A 4,334-nucleotide genomic window follows, 5' to 3' on the forward strand; every position below is an offset into this window, starting at 1 on the left:
GTCTTCGACAGCGGCGGCTTGTGATAGGGAAGTTCGTCCTCATCCCCAACGAGGATCACCGGCCCGTCATAGCCGTCTTCGCGCAGACTGGCGGCCGCTTGCACGCCCGCATGACCCGCGCCGACAATGACCACACCGTTCTTCATCGCATCCAATCCTGATTCTACCCTAGGATGTTTCGCCAGATGGCAATTGTCTGGCACCGCTGCAAGCGAGCTTTTGCGGGTCGCATCCGGGATGGCGGCTGTCAATCGCACAGTTCAGCGGCAAGACCGGTGCAGGAAAATGCATAAAGTTGAGAGTCGTAGTTTAGAATAATTCTAAACTGTTGTTTCAATTGACTTTTCTTGCGGATTGTCATTGACATCCGACGATGTCGCAGCTTTATGGAGGCTCGCGCGTCAGCGCATCCCTTTAATGTCTGGGCCTTGAACCCTTTCGATTGGAGGCATTTTGGTGTCTTTCTTCCGCGAACCGCGCGATGGCGCGGCATCTCTTGCGCCCAATGGCCCACAGATGGCCTGGCGCCGGTTGCTGCGCGCGCCGTTTACAGAATTTCCGAGAAACTGGAGAGTGATTATGACAGCACGATATGGCAGCAGGCTTGCGGCGATCGGCGCCACTGCCCTGCTGACGGCGGCGGTATTCGTGTTGCCGGCAAAGGCGGAAACCGATGCAAAGGCGGTCATCAAGACCTATTCCGACATCGCACTCGCCAAATACGAGGATTCGTTGACCACCGCGCAGGCGCTCGACAAGGCGGTCGACGCGCTGCTCGCCGCGCCATCGGTGGAACCCCTCAACGCTGCCCGTGACGCCTGGAAGGCATCGCGCGTTCCCTACCAGCAGACCGAGGTCTACCGCTTCGGCAACAAGATCGTCGACGACTGGGAAGGCAAGGTGAACTCCTGGCCGCTGGATGAAGGCTTGATCGACTACGTTGCCAAGAGCTACGGCACCGAATCGGACGCGAACGCGCTCTACACGGCCAATGTGATCGCCAACAAGGAGATCGAGATCAACGGCAAGAAGGTCGATGCATCGAAGCTTTCGCCGGAGTTCCTCTCCGGCACGCTGCAGGGAGCCGGCGGCATCGAGGCCAATGTCGCCACCGGCTACCACGCCATCGAATTCCTGCTCTGGGGCCAGGACCTGCATGGCACCGGCCCGGGTGCCGGCGAGCGCCCCTATACCGACTACGACCTCAAGAACTGCACCGGCGGCAATTGCGATCGCCGCGCCGAGTATCTGAAATCGGCCAGCGACCTTCTGGTTTCGGATATTCAGGAGATGGTCGGCAACTGGAAGGAAGACGGCGCCGCCCGCAAGGCTCTCGTCGATGGCGAGCCGAACACGGCGATCTCGACCATCTTCACCGGCATGGGCTCGCTGTCCTACGGCGAACTGGCCGGCGAGCGCATGAAGCTCGGCCTGCTGCTGCATGATCCGGAAGAGGAGCACGATTGCTTCTCCGACAACACCTACAATTCGCATCTCTACGACGCCATCGGCATTCGCGCGGCCTATCATGCGAGCTACACGCGTCTCGACGGCACCGTCGTTTCGGGTCCCTCGGTGGCCGATATGGTGAAGGCGGCCGATCCGGCGATCGACAAGGAACTGTCTGACAAGCTCGATGTCACCGTCGCCAAGATGGAGGCGATCAAGGCGCGTGCACTGGCCGGCGAGGCCTATGACCAGCAGATCGCCGAGGGCAACGTTGAGGGCAACGCCACCGTGCAGGCGGCGATCGATGCGCTGATCGATCAGACCAAGTCGATTGAGCGCGCCGTCGGCTCCCTGAAGCTCAGCACCATCGCCTTCGAAGGGTCCGACAGCCTCGACGCGCCGGACAAGGTGTTCAAGTAAGGGCCGAAAGACAGGAGACTGATCCGGAGCCGGACCGGCTCTGGAACGGCCTCCGCTAGAAAATCAAGCCACACGGCGCGGGAGACGCCGTCAGCCAGCCGAGCAAGCCAATGCTGATTTGTCATTGCAATATCATCACCGAGAAGGAGATCGAGCAGACGATCGTCGGGCTGCTGGACCAGGATCCCTGGCAGCTGATCGTGCCGGCGAAGATCTATCATGCCATGCAAAAGCGCGGTCGCTGTTGCGGCTGCTTCCCAAATGTGGTGGAAACGATCATTCGGGTCACCGAAAATTACCACGCCCGCTCGGAGGCGAGCGGCGTGGATGTCGTTTCACACCTGGATCGCGTCAGAGGCCTGCGCGTCCAATACGGGAGCAGAATTCATGAAAGGCGATCCGCAGATCATCGAGCGGCTTAACGAGGCTCTTTTTCTGGAGCTTGGGGCCGTCAATCAGTACTGGGTGCATTTCCGTCTGCTTGAGGACTGGGGATACGCCAAGCTGGCAAAGAAGGAGCGGGCGGAATCGATCGAGGAGATGCACCATGCCGACAAGCTCGTCGCCCGTATCATCTTCCTCGAAGGCCATCCGAACCTGCAGTCCGTGGCGCCGTTGCGCATCGGGCAGAACGTCAAGGAAGTGCTCGAATCCGATCTTGCCGGCGAATATGACGCACGTACCGCCTACAAGCGCTCGCGCGAAATCTGCAACGACGCCGGCGACTACGTGACGATGAAGCTGTTCGAGGAATTGCTCGCCGACGAGGAGGGTCACATCGACTTTCTCGAGACGCAGCTCGACCTGCTTGCCTCGATCGGCGAGGAAAAATACGGCCAGCTCAACGCCGCATCGGCGGACGAGGCGGAGTAAGGGCATGCGGGAATGCGGCGCCTGCTAGAATTCATGCGCCGCTCGCGGCGGGCCAATGGCTCGCCGCTCCTTCGCAAGACGCCGGCCGGATTGGCGCGTCGGCGCTATGTCGTGCTCGTGTTGGCGCTTGCCTCCTCGGCGATGGCCGGTGATCTTCAGCCTGCCGGGCTCGCCACCACGCGCACCGACCTCAATGCGAAGGACCAGGCGCGCGTCATCGCCGTCACGAGGCCGACCGCGGATTTTTCCAGGCCAGAGCAGTTCGAACTGATGCAAGGTGGCGCCGGCACGTCCCGGAAGGACGTCAGCCGCGATTCCTTCTCGCAATCCTCGGCCAACATCACCTTCGAGGAAGAGGGCGACTTCAAGCTCGGCAATGCCCTTTTCCGCAAGAACTGGGTCTCGTCGCCATCCTCGACGCAGGCGTCGGACGGGCTCGGCCCGCTGTTCAACGAACGTGCCTGCCAGAACTGCCATCTGAAGGATGGCCGCGGCCGCCCGCCGCAAGGCGACGTCGGCACCACGTCGATGTTCCTGCGGCTGGCCCGTGACGCCAGCAGCGCGGAAGAGAAGGCGGCGCTTGCCGACCACGAGGTGCTCAACTTCCCCGACCCGGTCTACGGCAGGCAATTGCAGGAGCTCGCCGTACCCGGCCTGCCCGGTGAAGGCAGGATGCATATCGACTACCAAGAACGTAAGGTAGAGCTGACGGACCGCACTGTGATCTCCTTGCGCAAGCCGAGCTATTCGGTTGACGGCCTTGGCTACGGGCCGCTTGACCCACGCACCACGCTGTCGCCGCGCCTGACCCCGCCGATGATCGGCTTGGGCCTGATCGAACAGATCGCGCCGGCTGATATTCTCGCCCACGCCGATCCGGACGACAGGGACCGCGACGGCATTTCCGGCAGGCCGAACATCGTGCGCGATAGCCTGAACGGAAAACTGACGCTTGGCCGTTTCGGCTGGAAGGCACAGACCGCGTCGATCCGCCAGCAGGCGGCGGACGCTTTTGCCGGCGACATCGGCATCTCGACGCCCGAAGAGCCGAAGCATTGGGGCGATTGCACTGCTGCGGAGGCAAAATGCCTCGACATGCCGAACGGCGTGCAGCAGCGTCTTGGCCCGGTCGAAGCGCCGCCGCCGGTGATGGATCTCGTCACCTTCTATTCGCAGAACCTGGCCGTGCCGTCGCGCCGCGACCTCGACCGGCCCGACGTGCTCGCGGGCAAAAAAACATTCTACGAGATCGGCTGCATTGCCTGCCACACGCCGAAATTCGTCACGCGCCGCGATACGCCCAACAAGGCGCAGGCCTTCCAGTTGATCTGGCCTTATTCCGACTTCCTGCTGCACGACATGGGGCCTGATCTGGCCGATGGCCAAGCCGTGGGAGATGCAACGGGCAATGAATGGCGCACGCCGCCACTGTGGGGCATCGGCCTGACCGGGACGGTCAACGGCAATTCCTTCTTCCTGCATGACGGGCGCGCGCGCAGCCTGACCGAGGCGATTCTGTGGCATGGCGGCGAGGCGCAGAAAGCGCGCGACCGCTTTGCCGCCGCCATGCCACAGAATCGCCTCGGTCAGGC

5 protein-coding genes are annotated in these 4,334 nt (G+C 62.2%); 4 read left to right on the forward strand and 1 reads right to left on the reverse strand.

Annotated features, from left to right (window positions below; translation table 11 throughout):
* Positions 1-146, reverse strand: a 146-nt coding sequence (locus EN906_RS24465; RefSeq protein ID WP_164777325.1) for an FAD-dependent oxidoreductase, incomplete at its 3' end; no start/stop codon positions are given.
* A 433-nt stretch (positions 147-579) separates the two neighbouring features.
* Here EN906_RS24465 and EN906_RS24470 point away from each other — a divergent pair.
* From EN906_RS24470 to EN906_RS24485, 4 genes are all read left to right on the forward strand, one after another.
* On the forward strand, positions 580-1,869 hold the full coding sequence (locus EN906_RS24470) for an imelysin family protein (RefSeq protein ID WP_127270714.1): 1,290 nt from the start codon (positions 580-582) through the stop codon (positions 1,867-1,869).
* Between the two features lie 110 nt (positions 1,870-1,979).
* Complete coding sequence (locus EN906_RS24475; protein ID WP_023811421.1) at positions 1,980-2,291, forward strand: (2Fe-2S)-binding protein; 312 nt, start codon at positions 1,980-1,982, stop codon at positions 2,289-2,291.
* Complete coding sequence (gene bfr, locus EN906_RS24480; protein ID WP_013527914.1) at positions 2,257-2,742, forward strand: bacterioferritin; 486 nt, start codon at positions 2,257-2,259, stop codon at positions 2,740-2,742. The genes EN906_RS24475 and bfr overlap by 35 nt, the downstream gene beginning before the upstream one ends.
* A gap of 12 nt (positions 2,743-2,754) precedes the next feature.
* The coding region (locus tag EN906_RS24485; RefSeq protein WP_127375441.1) for a di-heme oxidoredictase family protein at positions 2,755-4,334 on the forward strand (1,580 nt) is incomplete at its 3' end.

Origin of the sequence: Mesorhizobium sp. M7A.F.Ca.CA.004.06.1.1, from assembly GCF_003999135.1 — a bacterium.
Taxonomy (GTDB): Bacteria; Pseudomonadota; Alphaproteobacteria; order Rhizobiales; family Rhizobiaceae; genus Mesorhizobium.

Excerpts from the sequence above, each read along its gene's own strand:
- EN906_RS24470 (WP_127270714.1), top strand. The coding sequence starts at position 580 with ATGACAGCACGATATGGCAGCAGGCTTGCGGCGATCGGCGCCACTGCC.
- EN906_RS24475 (WP_023811421.1), top strand. The coding sequence starts at position 1,980 with ATGCTGATTTGTCATTGCAATATCATCACCGAGAAGGAGATCGAGCAG.
- bfr (WP_013527914.1), top strand. The coding sequence starts at position 2,257 with ATGAAAGGCGATCCGCAGATCATCGAGCGGCTTAACGAGGCTCTTTTT.